The sequence below is a fragment of the Candidatus Methylacidiphilales bacterium genome, assembly GCA_028713655.1.
In the GTDB taxonomy this organism is placed as follows: domain Bacteria; phylum Verrucomicrobiota; class Verrucomicrobiia; order Methylacidiphilales; family JAAUTS01; genus JAQTNW01.
The window spans coordinates 37,009-59,818 of sequence record JAQTNW010000012.1; the positions used below are offsets into that span (position 1 = coordinate 37,009).

General features: G+C 57.8%; 18 protein-coding genes. 15 read left to right on the forward strand and 3 right to left on the reverse strand.

Annotated elements, in window-relative coordinates:
* The first annotated feature begins 2 nt into the window (after positions 1-2).
* Both PHD76_05555 and PHD76_05560 read left to right on the forward strand, forming a co-directional pair.
* Positions 3-2,429 carry an NAD(P)H-dependent oxidoreductase subunit E gene (locus PHD76_05555; protein ID MDD5261299.1) on the forward strand — a complete coding sequence of 809 codons (2,427 nt, stop codon included), beginning with the start codon at positions 3-5 and terminating at the stop codon, positions 2,427-2,429.
* Complete coding sequence (locus tag PHD76_05560; GenBank protein ID MDD5261300.1) at positions 2,422-4,011, forward strand: 2Fe-2S iron-sulfur cluster-binding protein; 1,590 nt, start codon at positions 2,422-2,424, stop codon at positions 4,009-4,011. The genes PHD76_05555 and PHD76_05560 overlap by 8 nt, the downstream gene beginning before the upstream one ends.
* On the opposite strand, the gene PHD76_05565 is transcribed toward PHD76_05560, so the two are convergent.
* The 3 genes from PHD76_05565 to PHD76_05575 all read right to left on the reverse strand — a co-directional run bounded on the left by PHD76_05565 (position 3,989) and on the right by PHD76_05575 (position 8,169).
* Positions 3,989-6,127, reverse strand: coding sequence for a TonB-dependent receptor (locus tag PHD76_05565; GenBank protein ID MDD5261301.1), 2,139 nt, complete (start codon positions 6,125-6,127; stop codon positions 3,989-3,991). The genes PHD76_05560 and PHD76_05565 overlap by 23 nt on opposite strands.
* Before the next feature lie 237 nt (positions 6,128-6,364).
* Positions 6,365-7,636, reverse strand: a complete 1,272-nt coding sequence (locus PHD76_05570) for a PQQ-binding-like beta-propeller repeat protein (protein ID MDD5261302.1) — start codon at positions 7,634-7,636, stop codon at positions 6,365-6,367.
* Positions 7,637-7,674: 38 nt separating this feature from the next.
* On the reverse strand, positions 7,675-8,169 hold the full coding sequence (locus tag PHD76_05575; GenBank protein MDD5261303.1) for a MarR family winged helix-turn-helix transcriptional regulator: 495 nt from the start codon (positions 8,167-8,169) through the stop codon (positions 7,675-7,677).
* A 120-nt stretch (positions 8,170-8,289) separates the two neighbouring features.
* Here PHD76_05575 and PHD76_05580 point away from each other — a divergent pair, with 120 nt between their 5' ends.
* The 13 genes from PHD76_05580 (at position 8,290) to PHD76_05640 (ending at position 22,808) form a co-directional block, all read left to right on the forward strand.
* Positions 8,290-10,626, forward strand: a complete 2,337-nt coding sequence (locus PHD76_05580) for a PQQ-binding-like beta-propeller repeat protein (protein ID MDD5261304.1) — start codon at positions 8,290-8,292, stop codon at positions 10,624-10,626.
* Complete coding sequence (locus tag PHD76_05585) at positions 10,619-12,130, forward strand: PQQ-binding-like beta-propeller repeat protein (GenBank protein MDD5261305.1); 1,512 nt, start codon at positions 10,619-10,621, stop codon at positions 12,128-12,130. The genes PHD76_05580 and PHD76_05585 overlap by 8 nt, the downstream gene beginning before the upstream one ends.
* Positions 12,127-12,348 (forward strand): DUF3311 domain-containing protein, encoded by a 222-nt coding sequence (locus PHD76_05590; GenBank protein MDD5261306.1) that lies wholly within the window; start codon positions 12,127-12,129, stop codon positions 12,346-12,348. Before PHD76_05585 ends, PHD76_05590 begins: the two co-directional genes overlap by 4 nt.
* The gene (locus tag PHD76_05595; protein ID MDD5261307.1) at positions 12,345-13,880 is read left to right on the forward strand and encodes a sodium:solute symporter family protein; all 1,536 of its coding nucleotides are present in this window, start codon (positions 12,345-12,347) and stop codon (positions 13,878-13,880) included. Before PHD76_05590 ends, PHD76_05595 begins: the two co-directional genes overlap by 4 nt.
* A complete protein-coding gene (locus PHD76_05600; protein ID MDD5261308.1) occupies positions 13,877-14,914 on the forward strand; it encodes a hypothetical protein in 1,038 nt (345 codons plus the stop codon). Before PHD76_05595 ends, PHD76_05600 begins: the two co-directional genes overlap by 4 nt.
* Positions 14,915-14,916: 2 nt before the next feature.
* The gene (locus tag PHD76_05605; GenBank protein MDD5261309.1) at positions 14,917-16,272 is read left to right on the forward strand and encodes an aldehyde dehydrogenase family protein; all 1,356 of its coding nucleotides are present in this window, start codon (positions 14,917-14,919) and stop codon (positions 16,270-16,272) included.
* A complete protein-coding gene (locus PHD76_05610) occupies positions 16,269-17,375 on the forward strand; it encodes an iron-containing alcohol dehydrogenase (protein ID MDD5261310.1) in 1,107 nt (368 codons plus the stop codon). The genes PHD76_05605 and PHD76_05610 overlap by 4 nt, the downstream gene beginning before the upstream one ends.
* Positions 17,372-18,694 (forward strand): coproporphyrinogen-III oxidase family protein, encoded by a 1,323-nt coding sequence (locus PHD76_05615; protein MDD5261311.1) that lies wholly within the window; start codon positions 17,372-17,374, stop codon positions 18,692-18,694. Before PHD76_05610 ends, PHD76_05615 begins: the two co-directional genes overlap by 4 nt.
* 109 nt (positions 18,695-18,803) lie before the next feature.
* On the forward strand, positions 18,804-19,277 hold the full coding sequence (locus PHD76_05620; protein MDD5261312.1) for a hypothetical protein: 474 nt from the start codon (positions 18,804-18,806) through the stop codon (positions 19,275-19,277).
* Entirely contained in the window at positions 19,274-20,554 is a 1,281-nt protein-coding gene (locus PHD76_05625) for an NAD(P)/FAD-dependent oxidoreductase (GenBank protein ID MDD5261313.1), read from the forward strand. The genes PHD76_05620 and PHD76_05625 overlap by 4 nt, the downstream gene beginning before the upstream one ends.
* Complete coding sequence (locus PHD76_05630; protein MDD5261314.1) at positions 20,538-21,011, forward strand: thioesterase family protein; 474 nt, start codon at positions 20,538-20,540, stop codon at positions 21,009-21,011. The genes PHD76_05625 and PHD76_05630 overlap by 17 nt, the downstream gene beginning before the upstream one ends.
* Positions 20,998-21,543, forward strand: coding sequence for a hypothetical protein (locus PHD76_05635; GenBank protein ID MDD5261315.1), 546 nt, complete (start codon positions 20,998-21,000; stop codon positions 21,541-21,543). The genes PHD76_05630 and PHD76_05635 overlap by 14 nt, the downstream gene beginning before the upstream one ends.
* Positions 21,540-22,808, forward strand: a complete 1,269-nt coding sequence (locus PHD76_05640) for a hypothetical protein (protein ID MDD5261316.1) — start codon at positions 21,540-21,542, stop codon at positions 22,806-22,808. The genes PHD76_05635 and PHD76_05640 overlap by 4 nt, the downstream gene beginning before the upstream one ends.
* The last annotated feature ends 2 nt before the right edge of the window (positions 22,809-22,810 follow it).

The window sequence follows — 22,810 nt, forward strand, 5'->3', positions numbered from 1 at the left end:
CCATGCACTCCCCAAACTACAACGCCTTTGTTGACGAGTTGCTCACGCGGACGGGCTGCGGGCCGGAGGCGACGATTCCGATTCTACAGTGCATCCAGCGCGAATACCGGCACCTGCCCGAACCGGCGTTGCAGCATGTTAGTGAAATCACCGGCATCCGGCTTGCCGACTTGATCGGCGTCGCGACGTTTTACCACCAGTTCCGGCTAGGCGAAGCCGGACGGCACACGATGCGGGTCTGCCACGGCACCGCCTGCCATGTCAAAGGCTCGGAAAACATCGACGACCATATCCACAGGCAACTCAAAATCTCCGATGGACACGACACCAGCCCGAACAACGAGTTCACCGTCGAACGCGTCGCCTGTCTCGGTTGCTGCACGCTGGCGCCGGTCGTCAAGGTGGATCACACCACGTACGGCCGCCTGACCTCCGACACCATCAATGCGATGGTCGAGGATTTTCAGGCAACCCGTCACAAAACGATCGCCGATGTGGACACCATCCCGGGACACCTCAATGGCAAGGGTGCTGAAATCCGTGTCGGCCTTGGTTCCTGTTGCATGGCAAAGGGCAGCGACAAATTGTTTCATCAATTGCGCCGGACTGTGAAGGATTTTGGCATTGATGCATCGGTTAAACGTGTCGGCTGCGTCGGCATGTGCCACCAGACGCCCTTCGTCGAGGTCCGGCTGCCAGGCAGGCCTGCGGCGTTCTATGGAAAGGTCGATCCAGACGAAGCGGCGGGGATCGTGCGCCGCCATTTCCGGCCAATGAGCCTGCGTCGGCGGATCGTTCGATGGACAGATCGGACGCTGGAACAACTCGTCACCGACGGCAACGACCGGAAAAATACCAGCGGTCACGCGCTCAATGTCAGCGAAAAAACAGTCGCAGCTTTTAACGAACGTCAGGTTCGCATTGCGACGGAAGGCTTGGGCGAGATGGATCCGCTCGACCTCGATGAGCACATCGCGCACCAGGGGTTCACCGCGCTCCGCCGGGTACTCGGCAGCAATCCGGAGGAGATCATCTCCACGATCACCCAAAGCGGCCTCCGTGGACGCGGCGGTGCGGGATTTCCGACCGGCGAGAAATGGGCGCGCGCGCGGGCGGCGTTGGCGCCGGATGGTGTGAAGTACGTGATTGTCAACGGCGATGAGGGCGATCCCGGAGCTTTCATGGACGGGATGCTGATGGAATCATTCCCGTACCGCGTGATTGAGGGGATGCTGATTGCGGCCTGCTGCATTGGCTCCACTGAAGGTTACATCTATGTTCGGGCCGAGTACCCGCGCTCCGTCGCACGGTTGCGCGCGGCAATTGCAAAAATGGAGGAACGCGGGTTTCTTGGAACCGGCATCATGGGCGGCAATTTTAATTTCAAGCTGCGTCTTTTCGAGGGTGCCGGGGCTTTCGTGTGCGGCGAGGAAACGGCATTGATCGAATCAATCGAAGGCAAGCGCGGCGTCCCCCGCATGAAACCGCCCTACCCGGCCGATTGCGGACTGTGGCAAAGGCCGACGTTGATCAACAACGTTGAGACGTTTGCGATGGTACCATGGATCATCCGCAACGGCGCCAGGGCATTTGCCGCGCATGGCACGGAAAAAAGCAAGGGCACAAAGGTATTCTCACTTGCCGGAAAAATTAGCAGGGCAGCACTCATCGAGGTGCCGATGGGCATCACGATCCGCGAGATCGTCGAAGACATTGGCGGCGGCATGGCAAACGGCAGGCAATTCAAGGCTGTGCAGATCGGCGGCCCGTCCGGGGGTTGCATCCCGGCTGCGTTGGATCACACGCCGGTCGATTACGAGGCATTGACGGCGGCCGGGGCGATCATGGGGTCGGGTGGAATGATCGTGCTCGACGAGGACGACTGCATGGTGGATATGGCGCGATATTTTATTACGTTTCTGCGCGACGAATCGTGCGGCCAATGCACATTCTGCCGCATCGGCACGATGCGGATGTACGAGATTCTCGACAAGCTTTGCCAGGGAAAAGGCCGGAGCGCCGACCTCGATGAGCTCCTGCAACTGGCCTCTCTCACCACCCAGGGCAGCATCTGCGGCCTTGGTCGGAGCGCTCCAAATCCGGTCCTCACCACGTTGCGGTATTTCCGAAATGAGTACGAGGCACACATCGCGGGCCGTTGTCCGGCCGGGAAATGCAAGCCGCTCATCCAGTACGTCGTCCAGGACAACTGCACCGGCTGCACCATTTGCGCCCAGCATTGCCCCGTCAATGCCATCCCGATGACACCCTACAGCCGTCACCAGATCAATACGGATCTCTGCACTCGCTGCGACGTTTGCCGCGCCGACTGCCCCGAGAACGCCATCACCATCATGAGCGGCGGAATCAAGTGCCACGAACACTCGCACAAGGAACCAGCGCCCGAAGCGCTGGCCCAACATGAATAATTCCATCACCCTGACCATCGACAGCCAATCCGTCACTGTACCGGCCGGCAGCACAGTACTCGATGCCGCGCGCCAGTTGGGGCTGAATATTCCAACCCTCTGCCACCTCGCCGGCGTGAAGGAAAACCGGCCGTCATGCATGGCATGCGTTGTGCGAATCGGCAATGACCCGCGTCTGTCGCCGTCGTGCTCGACGAAAGTCGCCGCAGGCATGGTTGTCGCCAGTGAAACGCACGAAGTCAAATCTGCGCGCAAGGCGGCGATGGAACTCCTGTTCAGCGATCATCTCGGCGATTGCGTTTCCGTCTGTCAGCGCGTTTGTCCAGCCCGGCTCCAGATTCCCGCCACCATCCGGCTCGTCGCGGGTGGCAGGATGCGCGAAGCCATCGCGCTGGTGAAACAAAACGTTGTGTTCCCCGGTGTGATGGGCCGGATCTGCCGCGCTCCGTGCCAGGCCGGCTGCCGCCGTGGCAAATACGACGGCGCCGTGGCGATCCAATTGATCGAACGCGAAATCTCAAACCAGGATTTGGCCGCAGCCGAGCCGTTTACACCCGCCTGCGCGGCACCGACAGGCAAACGCATCGCCATCGTCGGCGCCGGAGCGACCGGTTTGAGCGCCGCGTTTTTCCTGATGCAATCCGGCCATTCCTGTACCGTTTTGGACGATCACGACAAACCAGGCGGCCATATGCGCTATGGCGTTCCGGATACAGAGTTGCCCCGGGCGGTACTCGACGGCGAAATTGAAGTCATCAAACGGCTTGGCCTCCAACTACGCCTGAACATGCGCCTTGGACGGGACATCCGCCTGGAAGAGCTCCGGCAACAATTTGACTCGGTAATCATTTCCGTCGGCAACATGCAAAAAACAAACCCCGCCGGACTCGGTGTCGAGGCCACGGCACGCACCATTCGCATTGATTCGTCCACCTACCAGACCAGCGTCCCCGGCGTATTCGCCGCAGGCAGTGCAATCCGCAGCGGTTATGATCCCGCGCGCTCGGTCGGCGATGGACGGATTCTGGCGGAGTGTGTGGACAGTTTCCTAAACGGACGGGAGCATCATGTCGGCCAAAAGGATTTCACCTCGACGATTCCAAAACTGCCCACGGAGGAATATCAGGAGCTGGCAAAGGGCGCGGTCGGGGTGCTGAGTGTACGGGAGTTAATCACGGAAGCCGAGATTGCCGCAGGCCGTTGCTGCCATTGCGACTGCCGTTCGGCCGGCAATTGCCGGCTCCGCATCTTTGCGGAAGCGTACCAGGTGGACCCAAAAGCCTATCAGGGCGAACATCGCCGCAGGTTCGAGTTTATTCGCCAGCCGGCCGGGGTGATCTTCGAACCCGGCAAGTGCATCTCATGCGGCATCTGCATCGAACTGGCCTCGCAGGCCCGTGTCCCCCTCGGCATGACATACATCGGGCGCGGGTTCGACTTGAAAATCGGCGTGCCGCTCAACGGCCCGCTCGCCGACGGCCTGCAACAAGTGGCGGAAGATTGCGTGAAACATTGTCCCACAGGCGCCCTGGCGTTCGAGGACGAATCTAAAAACGCCATCAAAAATTCACGCCGGCCCTGACCCCGCAAGTCATGGGTGCGCCGCTCTCGCCAATGAGTCCGGCGGGCGAGTTGTAAGTAAAGGCAACCGGGACATAGTTGGTATCAAACGCGTTCTTGATCCAGCCTTCGGCGAACCAGCGCACACCACGCACTCCAAGCCGGAAATTGGCAAGCGTGTAAGCTTCCTGGCCGGCGTTGTTTTGGTTGTTGTACTCGTAACTGCCGCAAGCAATAACCTCGGCGCGCGCATAGGCGGTCATTTCCTTGCACAAAGCCAGTGAATATTGCGTGCCCGCATTCGCGGTGAACTCCGGGGCATATTGCAATCTGTTGCCGCCAATATTAACGCCGCTATCAGTGCTGCCGGATAGGAACCTGGCATCGGTATAACCAAATCCGCCAAAAATATCCAGGCCGGCAACAGGACGCGCAGTCAACTCCAACTCGACGCCTTTGCTGGCTGCAGCACCGGCGTTGGCTATGTAGAATTGGCCGGGCGAGGCCGGATTGGGCTGGTTGGTTTGGATGTTTCGCCAGTCAATGTAAAACAGCGAAAGATTGGCCAGAAGCCGCTTGTTCAACCATTCAGTTTTGCATCCAAGTTCATAATCCCAGGTGTGTTCTTCACCGTATGATTCGCTGCCTGCAGGGGCCGATGCGTTGAATCCGCCGGCTTTGTAGCCTTGTGTCACAGTCGCATAAACCAAATGATCCTTTGTCACATGATACCCCAGGCCAAAGTGCGGCGAAACATCGGTGTAATCCTTGCTCGCCGCTACGGATGAGGGAAATACCCCGCCAAACGGTGGCGGCAACGGAACTGTGGTGGTTGTTTGAAAATTGGCATCTTTCTGTTCCCAATCACAGCGAAGTCCGAATGTAAAATCCAGCTTGTCCCATGCCGTGAGCGTTGACTGGCCATAAACCCCGGTTCCGACATCCTGCAGATCGGCGTTCTGCCGCTGGGTCAAACGGAATCCCGGCCCAAGCCCGGCGAAAGAAGAACTCAGGTCGTTGAAGGCATCCTGTTTGTAGTCCTGGGTGAATGTAAACACTCCCGCCTGCCATTTCAGTTTCAGATCGTCGGCCAGTTCCAACGGGGTGTCTTTCGACGAGGCAAAGCGGAATTCCTCGCTGAACTGCAGCTCCTTTTCCGTGTTCCGCCGGGTTGAGTACAGGCTCGGGTCGGATGTATAATCCAGATCCGTCAGGTCTTCTGTCTGCCAATGCACCAGGCCGGTGATCATCGTAAAATCCACCGTCTCGCCCTTGTACCCAACCCACAATGTCGGCGACATAACGTACCGGTGGGTATAGCCTTCAAAATCGTGCGAGACATGGTGCGGATCGGCTCGGATCATTCCGAGATCGCCAAGCGCGTAGTCGCCATCGTGATCCCGTTCTCCGGCAAACAAGAGCCGTATTTCCCAGTCACTCTCAGGCCGCCACAACAATTGCCCTTTGCCAAAGAAATCGTTGCGACTGTCCAGGTCATGCCCCGTAAAATCGTTTTTGGTGTATCCGTCACGCGCCGTGTAGCCTCCGCCCAGGCCGAGTCCCAGTTCATTGGAAACAATCGGTCCGCTCGCCGACAACTGTGCCTCGCGAAAATCGTAGTTTCCGTAGTTGCCTTCCGTGTCCATGTGCCATGACGTAAGGCCCGGCGGGCGACTGGTGATGTTGATCAGGCCTCCGACGGTGTCGCGCCCATATAACTCCCCCTGTGAACCGCGTACAAACTCGACCTGATCGATATCCAGAAAATGGATGCTTGATGAGTTTGCATTCAACTGCGGCACGCCGTCGATAAATGTCGTGATTCCTGGATTGTTCGGACTGGAGCCGATCCCGCGGAAGTATGGATTGCTGAGCTTTTGCGCGCCAAACTCATTCACGAACACGTTTGGCGCAAAGATTGACGCGTCTTTCACTGTGGTGACACCGTCAGCATCAAGAGTCTTGCCGGTCACCGCCGTAACACCCGCGGGAACGTCCTGCAACGGGCCCGGCTTTTTTTCAGCCACGACCGTAATCATGGGCAACTCTTCCGGGTTGCCCGCCGTCTCCTGCCCCGCCACCCAGCCCGGGAAGAAAACAGCAATCGATAGAACTAACAATACGGGCGTATTTTTCATAAAAATCGTTTCCATCCGCCGAAGGTGGGATGTTTTCGTAAAGCAACCCAATTCATTGTGCAAGATAATAATAATTTGGAGCGCATATTGTTCTTTCGAGGCCTCCTTGCGGCTCGCATCGGGCAATTCCCGGCGCTTCCGCAATATGTGTCCGCGCTTGTCGGGAAACTCATGCCCTGCGCCAGGCGCATAGCCCGTCCAATTTGCGTCGGGGTGTTCAATGGGGCTAGTATTAAGTTAGTTATTCCGTTGGATGGCGGGTTCCGGGTCCTGGATATTCAGGCAAGCCAATGTCTTTTTATTTCGCACGAGCAACTTGCCGTTCGCCACGATCGGGGCCGTCCACACGGAGCCCGCAAGGGGCTGGATCCGCCCCAATTCCCGATAGTTCCCGCTCTTGGCTTCAATCAGGATCACAGCACCGCTCTTGCCGTTCACCGCAATAAGCGCACCATCAACGACCATCACCGGACCAAACTCGAACCCCGCCTTTTCCCATTGCAGTTCTCCCGTCGCAGCATCGATGCACTTCAGATTCCCCGGTTCACTGACTCCATAAATAAATCCCTTCCAAAAAACCGGACTGTTGAACCGGGCCAGCATCGTTTTGTTGCTCCACAACACCTTCGGATTGTTGGCCTTCACTTCAACCAAGGCGCAACCCGCACCCCACGCGCTGCTGATGAAGATGCGATTTCCCATCACGATCGGTGTGGCGGCATTCTGCTTGTGGGGGGTTATCCATGGCACACTCCACAGGCGTTGGCCGGTTTCCGGCTTCCATCCCGCCAGTCCCTCGGCCGTAAACGTCACGTACTGTTTCTGGCCGTCCAACTCCACAACCAGGGGAGTCGCATATCCCGGCTCGGAACCTGCCCCCCGCCAGATCGTTTCTCCTGTCTGCTCGTTTAAGGCCACCACGGAAGCATCCGCTCCTCCCGGCACGACAATCAGTCGCCCGTCATCCACAACCGGCGAGATATTCATATCCCACTCTGGAAATCTCCCCTTGAAGTCCGCCATGATATCCCGTTCCCAGATCATCTTTCCGGTGTCGGCTTTCAAAGCATGCACGATTCCCTTGCGGCCGATCACGATGACATTTCCGTGATCCACCGTCGGCGTCGCACCCGTGAAGCCATTGCGGCTCTGAGACGGGCCAGGGCAGGCAAAGCGCCATATTTCCTTGCCGGTTTCCGCATCCAAGGCCCGAACGATATCATCCGTGCCCTGATGATCCACGATGTACACCTTTCCTTGCGCCACGCACGGTCCTCCAAATCCATCGTCTGACAACTCGCAGGTCCACACGACCTGCGGCGGCTTTTCCGCCCAGTTTTTGTTGATGCCGGTCTCGGTCGATACTCCATCCTGCTTGGGCCCCCTGAATTGCGGCCAATCCCCGGCATGCGCGCTCGCAACACCCCATGCGATGACAAGCATCCAGCCTAACAGTAAATTCGCGTATGCGTATGAAGACAAGGAATTGCCTGTTGTTTTATGGTTCATGTCTTCCATTTGGTCGAAATAGTTCCAATTATTTCAGATCAACCCCGGCAAGACTGGGAATTCTTGAGACTCGCATCGAGCAATGCGCGGCACTTTTCCGACACTTGTTCGAGGCTGTCGAGAAACTCATTCCGCTCGCCGGCCGGCAGCACGGATAGGATTTCCGTCTGCAAGTCCAATGCGATGTGCCGAAGCCCGGCAAATGCGCGTCGTCCCTTGGCGGTCAGGCGGATCCTCAGGATGCGGCCGTCGGTCTCATCGCCGTGTCTGGTGACCAGCCCCATCTGCTTCATGCGGCGGATGAGCACGGCCATCGTGTTCGGGTCGCTGGACATCAACACACACAATTCATTGACGGTTGTGCCCCTGGGATCACCCTCTGTAAGCCAGCGCAGCACGATGAACTGGTCCGGTGTCAACTTGGCATGGGCGATGCGTCGGCGGAAGGTCTGGTTAATGCTGTACCAGGTTCTTCGCATCAAGGGCGCAAGCCTGCGCCGGTGTGTGGAGGAAGGTGTCGGGGCTGGAGCCATGTGCAGAGCCTACCAAGCCCCCCGCCGATGGCACGAAAAATATAATACGCATACGTATTATAAGTGCTTGCGCAGAAAAAAAAGTATGCGAGCGTACCCTTAAATTCAGCAGGCCCCACCATGAAACGGACACTCCAACTGATCCTCCTTCCGCTGATTCTTGGCACTGCCGCCCTTGCCGCCGCCACCAGCCCCGAAACCCAGGCAACTCGGGCCCACGGTTGGCTTTCATGGCGCGGACCACAGCAGAACGGCAGCTCGCTGGAAACCGGGTTGCCCGACAAGATCCGGATAGGCGGTAAAAACCAGTTGTGGGCGGCGGATTTCCCCGGACAATCCACGCCGGTGATCGCCAACGGCAAGGTGTATGTGATGGGCTACCTCGGCGACGGGCCGGATATGCAGGAAGGCGTTGCCTGCTTCGATGCCGAAACCGGGGAAAAGCAGTGGCAGCAGCTTTACAACGATTTCCTCAGCGACACGATCTATTTGCGATACGCGACTTCCAGCCCCGCCATCGATGCTGAAACCGGCAACGTTTACATGCAGGACACCCAGGGCATTTTCGGTTGTTTTACAGCCGACGGAAAACCGGTCTGGCAGCACGACTTGATGGAGGAGTTCGGCCGTCTCACCTTTCCTAACAGTCGCACCGCCTCACCGCTGATCGACCGCGACCTCGTCATCACTCGCGGGATCACCGCCAACTGGGGCGCTCAAGGTCCTGCAGCCGATCGTTTTTATGCATACGACAAGAAGACCGGCGACCTGGCCTGGGTATCCAGCCCGGGCGACAAACCGAAGGACAACTCATTCTCTCATCCCGTGCTCGGCTGGCTCAACGGCAAGCGCGTTTTCTACGCCGCATGCGGTGACGGCAGCATCGTCTGCGTGAACACCCGCACCGGCGCCCCGCTTTGGCGCGTGCCTTTGTTTACTTCCGGGATCAACGCTTCGCTGGTCGTTCACAACAACGACAAAATCATCGCCATCTTCGGCACACCCTATGAAAAAGGCGAAACCATCGCCATCAAAATTCCGACCGTCGAACCGGCCAACCCCGCCGCAGGCCCCGTCGTGATTGATCCCGCAACCGTCCGCCTCTGGACCAACGAAGCTTCCACCTCGGTGAGTTCCCTGGCCCTCAACAAGGATCGCGTCTATCTTGTCACAGAAACCGGTGAGCTCTGCGCCATTGACGCCAACACCGGCAAGACCGCCTGGAAACTCAAGGTTGGCATCGAACAGCGGACTTCGACACCGCTGTTTGCCGATGGCAAAATTTACGTCCCGGTCCTCAACGAGCCCGGCGAAAGCGGGGGTGATGACTCGGGTGCCGGCAGCAAGGGCGCCTTCTACATCATCCAACCGGGCAAAACCGAGGGCAAAATTCTTTGCCATGTCGCACTCGAAGGTCGCTGTTTCGGCAGCCCAACAGCCTACAATGGCAAGATTTACGTCCAGACAACCAAGAAACTCTATTGTTTCGGCACCAAAGGCAACAATCCGAACCTCCCGGCTGAACCCGCTGCCGAAAAATGGCCGGCACCGGGTCCAAAGAAACAACTCCAGATCATTCCGGCGGAAGTGTTGCTGAAACCAGGTGAAAACATTCCCTTGCATATCCGTGCGCTGGATGCCAACGGATTCACCGTCGAGGAAAGCGTCGATCCGAAGTCGATCAAATGGGAACCATTCATTCCAGCCACGGCGAAAGTAAAATCGACGATGAAAGCCTCAGTCAACGACGCCGGCCAACTTGTCGCAACGTCCGACCCGGCGCCTTCCGCGGGCATGATGCAGGCGTCGCTCGGTGAATTGCACGGCTATCTGCGCGGCCGCATTTTGCCGAACCTGCCACTCAAGGAAGATTTTGAAGAGTTCAAGCTTACGGAAACCAATGCCACCGAGGGAGCGTCATTTGCCTATCCACCGCTCTCATGGATCGGCGCACGGTTCAAGTTTGAAGTCCGCGAACGCGATGGCAATAAGGCACTCACCAAAACCATCGACAACAGATTTTTTCAACGCGCGCAGGTGTTCATCGGCCATCCCGACATGAAAAACTACACCATTGAGGCTGATGTCCTCAGCGACGGCAACAAACGCAAGATGTCCGACGTCGGTGTCATCAACCAGCGTTACGCCATACTTCTCAAAGGCAACGAGCAAAAACTTGAAGTTAACTCCAACCTCGAACGCCTCCACCTGGCCGTCCCGTTCAAGTGGACTCCGAACGAGTGGTACCACTTGAAAACGCGCGTCGATATCGCCGTTAACGGCGCCGGTATGATTCGCGCCAAGGCCTGGAAACGCGGCGAAGCCGAACCATCCGCGTGGACCATCGAAGTCCCGCACCGCACCGCGCACCGCAACGGCTCCCCGGGCCTATTTGGCTTCGCACCGCAAGACATGCGCGTGTACATCGATAACATTACGGTGAAATCCAATGATTAAATACCTGTCTCTTTCCGCACTGCTTCTTACAACCACAGTACGCGCTGGTGACTGGCCGCAATGGGGCGGCACCAACGAACGTAACATGTCTTCGCCGGAAACCGGGCTGCCTGGGAGCTTCGATCCCGGCAAGTCAAAACTCGGTTCCGAAGAAATCGATCTCACAACGACAAAAAACGTAAAATGGGTCGCCAAGCTGGGTTCGCAAAGCTTCGGCAATGTCACCATCTCGGGCGGCAAGGTGTTCATAGGCACCAACAACGCCTCACCCCGCGACCCGCAATACAAGGACGACCGCGGCATCCTGATGTGCCTCGACGAAAAGACCGGCGCGTTCCAGTGGCAGTTGGTCGTGCCGAAGCTCGCCTCCGGCAAAGTTAACGACTGGGAATACCTCGGCATCCTCTCCTCGCCAACGATCGAAAACAACCGCGTTTACCTCGTCACCAACCGCTGCGAAGTCGTGTGCCTCACTACAGACGGTCTTGCCAAAGGCAACACCGGCCCGTTCATCACCGAGGGCCAGTACATTGCCGGCCCGGGCAAACCACCTGTCAAACCCAACCCGAAGGATGCCGACATCGTCTGGCGGTACGATATGATCGATGAACTCGGTGTATTTCCGCATAACGCATCGAACTGCGACGTGATGATTCTGGACGACGAAATCATTTCAAGCACTTCCAACGGCATGGACTGGACCCACACCAACATCCCGTCGCCAAACGCCCCGACGCTCATCGCGCTTGACAAAAAAACCGGCAAATATCTTGGCGAGGACGACGCACAGATTGGTCCGAAAATTTTTCACGGCATCTGGTGTTCTCCCTCAGCCGGAAAGGTCAACGGCAAAACGTTGGTCTTCTTCGGCGGACCCGACGGATTCCTGTACGCGTTCGACCCGAAGCCGGTCAAGGAGGGCGACGATCTCCACCTTAAAAAAATCTGGTGGTGCGACGCCAACCCGAATGGATACCGCGCGAAAAAATATCCCGCCGCCGATGGTCCGAGCGAGATCAATGCAACGCCGGTATTTTGGAAAGGTCATGTTTACGTCGCAGTCGGCCAGGATCCCGAGCACGGCGAGGGCATCGGCAACCTGATTTGTGTCGATCCGACCAAGACGGGTGACATCACCAAGACCGGCATTGTCTGGTCGTACAACAAAATCCACCGCAGCCTCTCAACCTGCGCGATTACGCCCGACGGCCTGTTGTTCGTCGGTGATTTTTCCGGCTTTCTCCACTGTCTCGATGCCGAAACCGGAAAGGTTTACTGGGTCCATGACCTCAAATCACACATTTGGGGTTCGCCGCTTTATGCCGACGGTAAAATTTACATCGGCGCCGAGGACGGCACCTTTGCCGTGTTCGCCGCAAGCAAGGAAAAAAAGTTGATCGCCAAGATGGACATGGGTGATCCCGTCTATTCGACACCCGTTGTCGCCAACGGCACTCTCTACGTTCAGACCACTACCAACCTCTTCGCAATCAAAGCCAAATGAAAAAAATCCTCCTCTTCCTGCTCATCGCCGCCGTGTACGTGCTGCACCAGGATTTCTGGAACTGGCGCGCCTCTTATCCACTCCTCTTCGGTTTTCTGCCAATCGGCCTCGCTTACCATGCCGCTTATTCCATACTCGCCGCGATTATGATGGCCATCCTGGTCAAGGCGGCCTGGCCAAAGCATCTCGAGGACATTGACGGGGACGAACCCAAGTGATTCCCATCCTTGTCATCGGTATTTATCTCCTCATCATCGCCGTTATCGGCAGCGTTGCGTACACGCGCAGTAAATCAAACACCGAGGATTTCTTCCTCGCCAGCCGCACCGTCGGCGGCCTCGTCTTCTTCCTCTCGATCTTCGCCACCAACATGACCGCCTTTGCGATCCTTGGAAGCTCAGGTCAGGCTTACCGGCAGGGCATCGGCATCTACGGCCTCATGGCGTCATCTTCCGGTTTCGTCATCCCGCTCACTATTTTCTTCATCGGCACCCGGCTCTGGGCGCTCGGCAAAAAGTTCGGCCACCAGACGCAGGTCTCCTTCTTCCGCGACCGGTGGGAATGCAGCACCATCGGCACGGTGATTTTTATCCTCAGCGTCGTGATGCTTGTGCCGTACATGATCATCAGCATCATGGGCGGCGGTCGCGTCCTGACCGACATCAGCGGCGGCCACGTCGCCTACTGGCTCGGATGTCTAGTCGTCGTGCTCGTTGTCACAATGAACGTCTTCTTCGGCGGCATGCGTGGCACCGTCTGGGTGAACATTTTCCAAACGATTCTCTTCCTGCTTTTCGGCGTGGTCGCCCTCGCGGTCATCAGCCACGCGCTGCCCGGCGGTTTCGGACAATACATTGCGAAGATTGCAGACAACCCGAAGACATCTTATCTCGTCACCCGCGAACGGATGTCTCCGCAGTTTTTCTGGAGCTACACGCTGATTCCGCTGTCATCGATCATGTTCCCGCACATGGCGATGATGTGTTTTGCCGCCCGTAAAGTCACCGCCTTCAAACGTACAGTCGTCCTTTATCCGCTGGCCATCATGGCGATCTGGCTGCCGTGTGTCTTCCTTGGTGTTCTCGGCACCCAGACCGAGCCTGGTCTGAAGAATCCCGATGGAATTCTGCTGCACCTGCTCACCGACCACGCCCCCGTCTGGCTCGCCGGCATCCTCGGCGCCGGCATCATCTCCGCTGTCATGGGTTCCGATACGCACCAGGTGCTCGCTGTCAGCACGATGTTTACCAAGGACGTCTTTGCCCACTACGGCGGCAAGGAACGGTTCGGCGAAGGCGGCAGCGTCGTGTTCGCCCGCGCTTTCATCATCTTCGTCACGATGGTGGCCTACATCGTCGCCTTGAACACCCCGGAAAGCATCTTCGAACTCGCCGTCCGGTTTGCGTTCAGCGGTTTTGCCGCGATGGCGCCTGTGATGATCGCCGCGTTGTTTTGGAAACGCAGCACCAAATACGGAGCGCTCGCCTCCACGTTGTGGGTCGCCGCCTGCCTCGTTGGCGCCTGGTGGCTCCAACACATCTCCGATGGCATGATCCCCAAACCGGGCCAGCCGCCCACGATCATTTTCCCGGCCTTCGGTCATCTGTTTGAACGCACCATTGCCAACGCGACTTGTTTCGGCTTCCTGCCGGTCGTGCCGATGGTTCTCGGCTCCGCAGTGCTGATGGTTCTCGTTTCGCTGATTACAAAGCCGCCGGGTGAAGAGACCATCAGGAAATATTTCTCGTGAACTTCGACGCCCATTTGCTCGAAATCATCAAATGGCATTTCAGTCCCGAGACAGGCTGTCCGTTCTGGCTCGACTGGGCGCGGAAAAATTTCGACCCGTGCAAAGAAATCCGCTCGTCAGCCGACATGCTGAAGTTCCCTCACTTCCAGGACGAATGGCTCCGTGATCTCCAGCCCGAAGCTTGGGTACCCGCCGCCTTCAAAGGCAAGCCGTTCAATATCTTTGAAACCGGTGGCACCACCGGCATGCCAAAACAGCGCATCGGCTGGAACGACTACAAAACGGACTACGAGGAGTTCAGCGGCAAAATCAGCGACGAACATTTCCCGCGCGGAGGCGCATGGCTGATGGTCGGCCCCACCGGGCCGCGCCGGCTGCGGCTTGCGATTGAACATCTCGCCAATTTCCGCGGCAGTTCCTGCTACTTCATCGATCTCGATCCGCGCTGGGTGAAAAAGGCTTTGACCGCGAAAGATTTCGACCATGCCCGCGCCTACATGGACCACGTTGTCGAGCAAGCTGTCAACATCCTCAAGAACCGCAAAGTTGCCGGTTTGTTCACCACGCCGAAACTGCTCGAAGCGCTGGCTGAGAAAATAAATCTTTACGAAACCGGCATCCGGGGCGTGTTTTGCGGCGGCACAACGATGGCGCCTCAGTACGTGCGCTTCATCATTGAGGAGGTGCTCGAAGATAAAATCGGTTTTTACCCGACCTACGGCAACACACTCATGGGCCTTGCCGCCAGCCTCCCACTGCGCCCCGAAGACAACTACTCGATCACCTACTACGCACCGCAACCCCGCGCCATCCTCCGCGTCGTCAACCCGCAGAAAACAGACGAAACCGTACCCTACGGAGCCTGGGGTCGTGTCGAGCTCACCACGCTTACGAAGGAATTCTTCATGCCCCGTTTTCTCGAACGCGACGAAGCCATCCGGCGTGAACCGCGCGCGCCCTACACCTGGGATGGCGTCGCCGAAGTCCGCCCGTTCGGTGCGATGGAGAAAACGATCGTTGAAGGTGTTTACTGATTATGACTCACATCCCGGCGCTTCGGCTTGGTCGGCCTTATGAAAGCCTCGACAAAATCGGGTTGAAGGACTCGATTGCCACTGTCAGCCAGGTCAACGCCGGTATCATCCACAAGGATCTTCAGAAAATCGCCGCCTCGCGCGCGGCGCTGAAAAAATTCAGCTTCGCGCAACTTATCGAACTCTGCGGCCGGGCGGGTGACATTTTTCTAAACGCCAACGACCCGCAACATTACGTCGAAACCCTTTCCGCCACGAGCGGCCTGCCGCATGTTCTGGTGCGGCGGAACATGCAGCGCATTCACGGCATGCTCGCCAACATGGGCCAGGTGTTGCGCGGCCTGACGCGAGGGCTCGATCTCGACGACAAAACCAGCCCGTATTGCTTCAACCCGGCGACCGACTGCCTCGGCCTCGTAATGCCCAGCAACTCGCCCGCCGTCAATTCGCTCTGGCTGCCGGCAATCGCCTTGCGGATTCCGGTCATCATCAAACCCGGCCGCGACGAACCGTGGACACCCTACCGGCTCATCCAATCCTTCATCGCCGCCGGCATACCGGCGGAAGCGTTCGGCTTTTATCCGACCGACCACGAAGGCGCCGACACGATCCTGCGGCTTTGCGGCCGGGCTCTGGTCTTTGGCGACAAGAGCACGACTGACAAGTACGCGGGAAATCCGGCAATTCAGACGCATGGCCCCGGTTACAGCAAAGTACTCATCGGAGCCGATCAAATTGAACGATGGCCGGAATTTCTCGATGTGCTGGTTGACTCCATCGCCGCCAACAGCGGGCGCAGTTGCCTCTGCGCATCCACGATTGTTGTCCCGTCGTACGCCGATGAAATTGCCGACGCACTGGCAAAACGCCTCGGTCCCATCGCACCGATGCCGCCGGAAGATGAAAATGCAAGTCTATCCGCTTTCGCCAACCCGAGGATGGCCGAGGCAATCGATGCCGGCATCGAGCAAGGTCTTGCAACCCCCGGCGCTGTGGACGTGACGGCTCAATATCGTGGCGGACCGCGGCTGGTGAATTTTCAGGGCGGCACATATCTGCGGCCAGTGATTGTGCGGTGCGATTCCTTCGCACATCCATTGGCTAACAAAGAATACTTGTTTCCATATGCGGGCATTGTCGAAGTATCCCAGGGCAAAATGCTTGAACAAATCGGCTCGTCGCTCGTCGTTACGGCGATCACGCGTGATGAATGCTGGATCGAACAACTCATGGAATCCTCGCACATCGAACGGCTCAACATCGGCCCGATTTCGACGATGAAAATCTCCTGGCACCAGCCGCATGAAGGCAATCTTTTTGAATTTTTATACAAACGCAGGGCGTTTGAACGCATATGAACTTTGACTGGCAACCCCATACTCGGCTCGTCTTCGGCGCCAACTCAGCCGAACGCGTCGGCGAACTCGCGCGCGAACTCGGCGGGAAGAAAGTGCTGCTGGTCACCGATCCCGGCATCATCACTGCGGGACATGCGGCGCGCGCGCAGGAGTCGCTGGCGGCGGCGGGTTTTGCCGTGACGATTTATGGCAATTGCCGGGAAAATCCAACCACCAAGGATGTCGATGCGTGCCTGGTCGTTGCGAGAACCGCACAGGCGGACTTGATTGTGGCGGTCGGCGGCGGCAGCAGCATGGACACGGCGAAGGGCGCCAACTTTCTGTTGACCAACGGAGGCCGGATGCAGGATTACCAGGGCATCGGCAAGGCAACCAGGCCGATGCTGCCTTTCATCGCCATCCCAACCACCGCAGGCACAGGCAGTGAATGCCAGTCGTTCTCTCTGATCGCCGACGAACAAACACACCAGAAAATGGCGTGCGGCGATCCGAAGGCGGCGGCCCGTGTCGCCATCCTCGATCCCCTCCTTACACTGACGCAACCCAGCCGCGTTGCAGCATGCACCGGGATCGATGCGATTGCGCACGCTGTGGAAACGGCTGTAACAAGGAAGCGCACCGCGTTGTCGTGGTTGTACAGCCGCGAAGCTTTCAAGCTGACGGCTGAAAATCTTCCGCGCGTACTGGAATCGCCGCAAAATATCGAGGCCCGTGCTGCCATGCAACTGGGAGCGGCGCATGCCGGCACTGCGATCGAGAACAGCATGCTCGGCGCAGTCCACAGTGCGGCCAATCCGTTGACAGCGCATTTCGGGATCGTGCATGGCCATGCCGTCGGCCTGATGCTTCCGGCAGTCGTCCGGTTCAATGCCGTTGACACACCGACCAAGGCCCTCTACGACCAGCTTTCGCCGCGCCTGGGGGACCTGCTTGATGATTTGTTCGCCAGAACGAAACTTCCAAAAAAATTGTCGGACTGCGGCGTGCCGTCAACCGCAATTCCAAAGCTGGCCGAAGAAGCGGCGAGGCAGTGGACGGCTCAATTTAATCCGCGTCCGGTAAAAGTTGCAGACTTCATCAAATTGTACGAGGTTATCCTATGACGAGCCCAACGACAGCCAAACATCACGCGACACGGGCCGGCAACTACTTCGTTGCGAACTATCCGCCGTTTTCGTTTTGGAAACCGGAAAACGTCGGTGACGTGCAGGCGGCGCTGGGACGTCCTCCGGCACCGGGGAACCCGCTCGGGTTGTACGTCCATATTCCATTTTGCCGGAAACGCTGCCACTTTTGTTACTTCAAGGTTTACACCGAACAGAATGCAGCCCGCGTCCAGCAGTACATCGATGCTGCGGTGGCGGAGCTGAAAATTTACGCCGGCAAGCCTTTCATCGGCGGCCGGCACCCGGACTTTGTTTATTTCGGAGGCGGCACCCCGTCGTATCTGTCAGTCAAACAATTGACCGATTTGACCGGACGGCTGAAAGCGCTGTTGCCGTGGGATGCTGTCCAGGAAGTCGCGTTCGAATGTGAACCCGGTACATTGACGGAGCCGAAGCTGCAGGCGATCAAAGACATGGGCGTGACCCGGCTGAGCCTGGGTGTGGAGAATTTCGACGATCACATTCTGGAGATCAACGGCCGCGCTCATCACTCGCAGGAAATTGAACGCGCCTATGGTTTCGCCCGCACGATCGGCTTCAACCAGATCAACATCGATCTCATCGCCGGAATGGTTGAAGAGACGGAGGCGAATTGGTTGAAGTGCGTGGAGAAGGTCGTCGCAATGTCGCCCGAAAGCGTGACCATCTACCAGATGGAAATCCCGTACAACACGACCATCTACAAGGAAATGAAGGCCGAGGGCAAACTCGTCGCACCCGTCGCCGACTGGGAGACAAAGCGCGGCTGGGTGGAGTACGCGTTTGCAGAGCTGGAAAGGGCCGGTTATACGATCGCCAGTGCGTACACGGCGGTGAAAGATCCGACACACACGAAATTCCTCTATCGCGATCGTTTGTGGGAAGGTGCGGATCTGCTGCCGATCGGCGTCGCGTCATTCGGCCACATCAACGGCGTGCATTTCCAGAACGAACACGACATCGTGCCGTATCTCGACAAGGTTTCGCGGGGCGAACTTCCGCTATGGCGTGCGCTGGCACCAAACGCGGAAGAGCGTCTCATCCGCGAGATGGTCCTCCAGATGAAACTCGGGCACATCAGCCGGAAATATTTCCGGAATAAATTCGGCGTGGATGTTGCCGAGCGGTTTGCCTCGCCGTTGCGCCAGTTGGAGAGCGAAGGCTTTCTGGACATCAATGGCGATACGATCCGCTATTCGCGCGCTGGATTGCTCCAGGTGGACACTCTGCTGCACGATTTCTTTCTACCCCAACACCGTGATGCACGCTACGCCTGACACCAACCTGTTCTGCGGAGAACTCTGCCGGAAATCCGACGCCTGCGAAGGCGGGATAAGATGCGGGTTGTGTCCGCTGGCCCACGTTTACAACGCGACAGGGCAGAGCATGCCGGCTATTTTCGAAATCGCCTCATCGGAAATTCCGCAGCCGCAGCGGGACCTGCTCGTTCATCAACGCGACATGACCACCACTCTCCAAACATTTTACGGCGCAAGGACGCATTTGCGGTTGTTACGCGCGGAGAGCGGGAATGAAATCTACCAGCGCGAAGTCGTGCTCGCGCTGGATGGTTCGAAGCGGCCGGTGGAATTCGGGGCGAGTTCGATCCACCTTGGCCTTCTGCCGCCGGATGTCCGGCGTGAGATCCTGCTGGCCGAACGGCCTCTGGGGGGATTGTTGCTGGAACACGGCGTTAAATTTGTCAGTTGTCCGAAAACATTCATCCGGGTGGAGGCCGACACCTTGATCAGCCGGGTGCTGGAACTTGAGGGCCCTCGTTCGTTGTACGGCAGATGTAATGCGTTGCTAACACCGTCGGGCGATGTGCTCGCCGATATTGTGGAGATTCTACCCCCATGAAATCAAACTATGACGTCATCGTAATCGGCGGGGGTCCCGCCGGTTCAACCGCAGCCGCCGTGCTGGCCATGAAAGGCCGGCGGGTACTGCTGCTCGAAAAAGAAAAATTTCCACGCTACCACATCGGCGAGTCCCTGATTCCGTACACGTACTTCACACTCGAACGGCTCGGCATGCTCGACAAGCTCAGGAAAACGCACTTCGTCAGGAAATACAGCGTCCAATTTGTCCGCCAAAGCGGCGAGGTCTCGACGCCGTTTTATTTCACGCAAAATTGGGATCATCCGTCGTCAAGCACATGGCAGGTCATCCGCAGCGAGTTCGACCAGATGCTGCTGGACAACACCAGGGAAAAAGGCGCGGAAGTCATTGAGGAAATGACGGTGAAAGAGCCAATCCGCGAAAACGACTTCGTGGTCGGCGTGCGCGGCGAAGACAAGCAGGGGCGCCCGTTTGAGGTGCGGGCGCCACTGACGATTGATGCGAGCGGACGCGACGGTTTCACCCAGGTAAAGAACGGCTGGCGCATTCGTGATCCAAAGCTTAACAAGATCGCCGTCTGGACCTACTACAAAGGCGCGATGCGCGATCAAGGCATCGACGAAGGAGCGACGACGGTCGCCTACCTACCCGGCAAAGGCTGGTTCTGGTATATCCCGTGGCCGGATGACAGGGTCAGCGTCGGTGTCGTAGCGGAAAGTTCATATCTCTTCCGCGATACGCGCGACCCCGAAACGATTTTTCAGCGGGAAGTTGGAAACAATCTCTGGATCCAAAACCATCTCGCCCCCGGCAAGGTCGCCTCGCAATACCGTGTCACCGGCGAATACTCGTTCCGGTCAAAATACTGTGCCGCCAACGGGCTCGTGCTGGCCGGTGACGCGTTTGCCTTCCTCGACCCGGTCTTTTCGTCAGGTGTCATGCTCGCGTTGCGCAGTGGCGAGATGGCCGGCGATGCCGTTGACGCAGCACTGACCGCAGGCGATTATTCCGCGAAGATGTTTAGCAGCTATGGCAATACTCTTTGCTATGGCATCGAGAGCATGCGAAAGTTGGTCTATGCATTTTACGATCCAAACTTCCGGTTCAAGGAACTTTTCAAAAAATATCCACACCTGCACAAACGGCTGACCGACTGCCTTACCGGCGATCTGTTCACCGACTTCGACGAACTCTTCCAACGTGTCGCCGAATTCGCCGATGTGCCGGCGCCGGTGGAACATGGCAAACCGCTCATCAACCAGCCCCAAGGAGAACCCAATGCCCTTCGAGTTTAAAATAAAACGCCTGGTCGAGTTCTGCGACACAGACATGGCCGGGATCATGCACTTCTCGAATTTTTTCCGTTTCATGGAGGTGGCGGAGCACGGTTTTTATCGCAGCCTGGGCATTGAAATACATCCCGAGTTCATCGAGGGAAAAGTCGGCTGGCCGCGCGTCCACGCCAGTTGCGAATACAAGCACCCGCTGCGCTTCGAGGAGGAAGTTGAGATACACCTCCTGGTGCGTGAAATCGGCACAAGTACCGCCGGTTACACGTTCATTTTCCGTAAACAGCAGGACGGCCGGACTATCGAGGTGGCACACGGCAACATCATTGCCGTGGCTGTCGCAATGGACCCCGTCAAGCACACCATGAAAGCCGTGCCCATCCCGCCCGAAATCCGGGCTAAGATTGAAGTGGCGCCGGCAGAATTATTCAACAAGGAGAAACAACCCCATGACACCCACTGATACCCCCCAATCCGGAATGACCTGGCTCGCATTTTCACTGATGACCGTTGCGAGTTGGGGCCTCTACGGCATATTCCTTCACTCAGGCCAGACCAGCATGGCTGACCCGGCACAGGGCCGGTACAAAGCATTTCTGTTCGTCGGCCTCGCCTACTTCCTGACCGCTGTACTCGCCCCGCTGGCGATGTTGATGATAAGCGGCGCCAGTTGGAAATTTCCCGTTGCGGGCATGGGCTGGTCGCTGTTGGCGGGCATCGTCGGCGCGATCGGCGCATTCTGCGTGCTGTTGGCGTTTGGCGCGAAAGGCCAGCCCAGCGTTGTCATGACCATCGTGTTTGGCGGCGCACCCGTCGTGAACGCCATCGTCGCCCTGTTGATGTCTCCGCCCGACGGCGGGTGGGGCGCGATTCCAAAGCCGTTTTTCCTGGGACTGTTGCTGGCCGTGGCCGGCGGCTGCCTGGTGACGTTTTACAAACCGGCTCCGACAAAACACAAGCTGCCATCCGTGACGATCCAATCCCCCATGAAATGAATTCCGCGGACCAGCTTCAGAAGTTAAACCGGTTGCTGGCGGCGTTGACGCCGGGCAATCGGTTTTACTCTGATAAGTTAAAACGCGCGGGATTGGCAAACGGCGCCGCAAGCCTGGACGATTTTTTCCGGCGGATGCCTCTCACAACAAAAGCGGAAATCGCCGACGACCAACTGGCTCATCCGCCGTATGGCACGAACCTGACGTTTCCAGTGGACCGATACACCCGGTTCACACAAACCAGCGGTACGAGCGGCGCGCCGCTGCGATGGCTCGACACACCGGAGAACTGGGATTGGATGGTTGGTTGCTGGATGGAAGTGTTGCGCGCAGCAGGCGTAAGGCAGGGCAGCCGGATTTACTTCGCGTTTTCGTTCGGACCGTTTCTCGGATTCTGGACCGCGTTCGAGGCCGCGGCCCGGCTCGGCTGCCTATGCCTTCCCGGTGGCGGACTCAGCAGCGCTGCGCGCCTGCAGGCAATAATCGACAACAAGATTGATCATCTCTGCTGTACACCGACGTATGCGCTGAGGCTTGGACATTTCGCACGGCAGGAAAAAATGGATCTCACCCAGGCGGGCGTCCGCACAATTATCGTCGCCGGCGAACCCGGTGGCAGCGTACCAGAAACACGGGCTCGGATCGAATCGTTCTGGCCACGCGCGCGGGTATTCGATCATCACGGCATGACCGAAATCGGTCCAGTCACGTACGAAGTCGAGCCGGGAATGCTCGCCATCATCGAGTCAGGGTACATCGCCGAGATGATCAATCCGACTGCGGATGGCACGGGCGAACTTGTATTGACGAACCTGGGCCGGGTTGGATCGCCGTTGTTGCGCTACCGGACGGGTGACTTGGTAAAATTGGCACGCCGCGACGGGCATGCATTTCTTGAAGGCGGCATCCGCGGACGCGTGGATGACATGCTGATCGTGCGCGGCGTGAACATCTACCCGACGGCGATCGAACGGATTGTCCACGGTTGTCCGCTTGTGGCCGAGTACCGGGTGACAGTGCATCAGGCCGATGCGATGACGGAACTCGAAGTGATTTTGGAACCGATGGTCGAGTGCCAGGATCCGGAGGCGATGGCCGAAAAATTGGCGGTTGATTTCCAGGCGGTGCTGGGGTTGCGGATTCCGGTCACTCTCGCGTTACCTGGGTCATTACCGCGATCCGAATTTAAGTCGCAACGCTGGCAACGCACCCCGGATTGTAGGAATCAGACAAGTTGCGCTGCATGTGACGATAGTGTAGGATAGCC

What these genes read in the sequence shown, in the direction of transcription:
- PHD76_05585 (MDD5261305.1), top strand. Translation starts at nt 10,619, where the DNA reads ATGATTAAATACCTGTCTCTTTCCGCACTGCTTCTTACAACCACAGTA.
- PHD76_05640 (MDD5261316.1), top strand. Translation starts at nt 21,540, where the DNA reads ATGAATTCCGCGGACCAGCTTCAGAAGTTAAACCGGTTGCTGGCGGCG.
- PHD76_05635 (MDD5261315.1), top strand. Translation starts at nt 20,998, where the DNA reads ATGACACCCACTGATACCCCCCAATCCGGAATGACCTGGCTCGCATTT.
- PHD76_05570 (MDD5261302.1), bottom strand. Translation starts at nt 7,636, where the DNA reads ATGAACCATAAAACAACAGGCAATTCCTTGTCTTCATACGCATACGCG.
- PHD76_05590 (MDD5261306.1), top strand. Translation starts at nt 12,127, where the DNA reads ATGAAAAAAATCCTCCTCTTCCTGCTCATCGCCGCCGTGTACGTGCTG.
- PHD76_05615 (MDD5261311.1), top strand. Translation starts at nt 17,372, where the DNA reads ATGACGAGCCCAACGACAGCCAAACATCACGCGACACGGGCCGGCAAC.
- PHD76_05620 (MDD5261312.1), top strand. Translation starts at nt 18,804, where the DNA reads ATGCCGGCTATTTTCGAAATCGCCTCATCGGAAATTCCGCAGCCGCAG.
- PHD76_05630 (MDD5261314.1), top strand. Translation starts at nt 20,538, where the DNA reads ATGCCCTTCGAGTTTAAAATAAAACGCCTGGTCGAGTTCTGCGACACA.
- PHD76_05575 (MDD5261303.1), bottom strand. Translation starts at nt 8,169, where the DNA reads ATGGCTCCAGCCCCGACACCTTCCTCCACACACCGGCGCAGGCTTGCG.
- PHD76_05555 (MDD5261299.1), top strand. Translation starts at nt 3, where the DNA reads ATGCACTCCCCAAACTACAACGCCTTTGTTGACGAGTTGCTCACGCGG.
- PHD76_05605 (MDD5261309.1), top strand. Translation starts at nt 14,917, where the DNA reads ATGACTCACATCCCGGCGCTTCGGCTTGGTCGGCCTTATGAAAGCCTC.
- PHD76_05580 (MDD5261304.1), top strand. Translation starts at nt 8,290, where the DNA reads ATGAAACGGACACTCCAACTGATCCTCCTTCCGCTGATTCTTGGCACT.
- PHD76_05565 (MDD5261301.1), bottom strand. Translation starts at nt 6,127, where the DNA reads ATGAAAAATACGCCCGTATTGTTAGTTCTATCGATTGCTGTTTTCTTC.
- PHD76_05560 (MDD5261300.1), top strand. Translation starts at nt 2,422, where the DNA reads ATGAATAATTCCATCACCCTGACCATCGACAGCCAATCCGTCACTGTA.
- PHD76_05625 (MDD5261313.1), top strand. Translation starts at nt 19,274, where the DNA reads ATGAAATCAAACTATGACGTCATCGTAATCGGCGGGGGTCCCGCCGGT.
- PHD76_05610 (MDD5261310.1), top strand. Translation starts at nt 16,269, where the DNA reads ATGAACTTTGACTGGCAACCCCATACTCGGCTCGTCTTCGGCGCCAAC.